Annotated in this window: 1 protein-coding gene and 1 pseudogene; both read left to right on the plus strand. The window is 72.3% G+C overall.

Going from position 1 to position 1,834, the window contains the following annotated elements; all coding sequences use genetic code 11:
- Positions 1 to 1,354 (plus strand): molybdopterin-dependent oxidoreductase (locus tag MVA01S_RS29695; protein ID WP_060941833.1); only part of this gene is annotated, 1,354 nt, incomplete at its 5' end.
- A 48-nt stretch (positions 1,355 to 1,402) separates the two neighbouring features.
- A pseudogene (locus tag MVA01S_RS29700) lies at positions 1,403 to 1,834 on the plus strand (ATP-dependent DNA ligase); the annotation flags it as partial.

Genomic DNA, 1,834 nt, shown 5'->3' on the forward strand with positions numbered 1-1,834 from the left:
GATCAGCACCTTCGGCACCGCCGACAAGCTGGCGCTGGGCGTGCTCGTGCTGCTGACCATCGCGGCGATCGCCGCCGTCGCGGGCCTCGCTGAATCCCGGCGCCGACCGGTGGGCAGTGCGATGTTCGTGGCCGCCGGCGGTGCGGGGTGCGCCGCGGTGTTGTCCCGCGCCGGCGCCACCGCGCTCGACGTCGTGCCCACCCTGGTGGGCGTCGGGTGCGGCGTCGCGGTGCTGCGCCTGCTGGTGTCGGGCCGGTTCACCGACGCCGACGAGCGCGACGGCGCCGACGAGGGCAGACGTTTGTCGCTGGTCACCCTCGGCCTGCTCGGCGGCGGCGTGGCCGCGGGGGTCCTCGGGGTGCTGGTGAACCGCTGGATGTCGTCGGTGTCCGGCGACCGGGAGGCGTTCACGCTGCCCAGGATCGACCGGGCCGCACCACCGATACCGGACTCGGTGCAGCCCGGAGATGTCGCGCTGCCGTCGTTCGTCACCCCGAACACCGACTTCTACCGCATCGACACCGCGCTGAGCGTCCCGCAGCTGAGCAGGCAGGACTGGCGGTTGCGAATCCACGGCATGGTGGACCGCGAAGTCACCTACAGCTATCAGGATCTGGCCCGCTTCGAGGTCGTCGAAGAGGTCGTCACCCTCACCTGCGTGTCCAATCCGGTTGGCGGCGAACTGATCTCGAATGCCATCTGGACCGGCTACCGGGTCAGCGACCTGCTCGCCGAGGCAGGGGTGCAGCCCGACGCCGACATGGTGCTGTCGATGTCGGTGGACGGGTGGACGGCGGGCACCCCGGTCGAGGCGCTGACGGACGCCGACGCACTGCTGGCCGTGGGGATGAACGGTGAGCCGCTGCCGCTCGAGCACGGCTACCCGGCGCGTCTGGTGGTGCCCGGACTCTACGGCTACGTCTCGGCCACCAAATGGGTCACCGATCTGGAGGTGACGCGCTTCGACCGCGCACAGGCCTACTGGACCCGGCTGGGCTGGTCGGCGCGCGGACCCATCAAGACGGCGTCGCGCATCGACGTGCCGCGCAGCGGGCAGGACGTCCCCGTCGGCCCGGTGACGTTCGGCGGCGTCGCATGGGCCCAGAAGCGCGGGGTGCGCGCCGTCGAGGTCCAGATCGATGACGGTCCGTGGCAGCCGGCGACCCTCGGCGACGCGTACTCCGGTGACACCTGGCGGTTGTGGAGCTTCGGCTGGGACGCCCGCGACCCCGGCTTCCACACGATCACCGTGCGGGCCACCGACAATTCCGGCTACACCCAGACGCCGGACCGGGCCGATCCCGTGCCCGACGGTGCGACCGGGTGGCACTCGATCACGTTCGCGGTGCGCTGACCACCGGCACCGGCACGGCGTGTCCGGGCACCGTGGCAGGGTGGTGTCGTGCTGCTGGTTGACGTCGCCACCGCCTCGGCCGACGTGGCGTCCTCGTCGTCTCGGCTGGCCAAGACGGCCCGCATCGCCGAACTGCTGCGATCGGAAGGCGAGCAGGGTGATCCGCGCCTGGTCGGCATCGTCGTGTCGTGGTTGTCCGGGGAGCTCACCCAGCGCCAGATCGGCGTCGGCTGGGCGTCACTGCGCTCGGTTCCCGAGCCGGCCGACACCCCCACTCTGACCGTCGAGGACGTCGACGCCCGGTTCGGGGAGATCGGTGCGACCGCGGGCCGCGGCTCGCAGGCCCGGCGCGCCGAACTGCTGGCCGGACTCTTCGCCGGGGCCACCGCGGTCGAGCAGACGTTCCTGCGCCGGTTGCTCACCGGCGAGCTGCGCCAGGGCGCGCTGGTCGGCGTGATGGCCGACGCGGTCGGCCGGGCC

This window comes from Mycolicibacterium vaccae NBRC 14118 = CIP 105934, from assembly GCF_001552715.1.
In the GTDB taxonomy this organism is placed as follows: Bacteria; Actinomycetota; Actinomycetes; order Mycobacteriales; family Mycobacteriaceae; genus Mycobacterium; species Mycobacterium vaccae.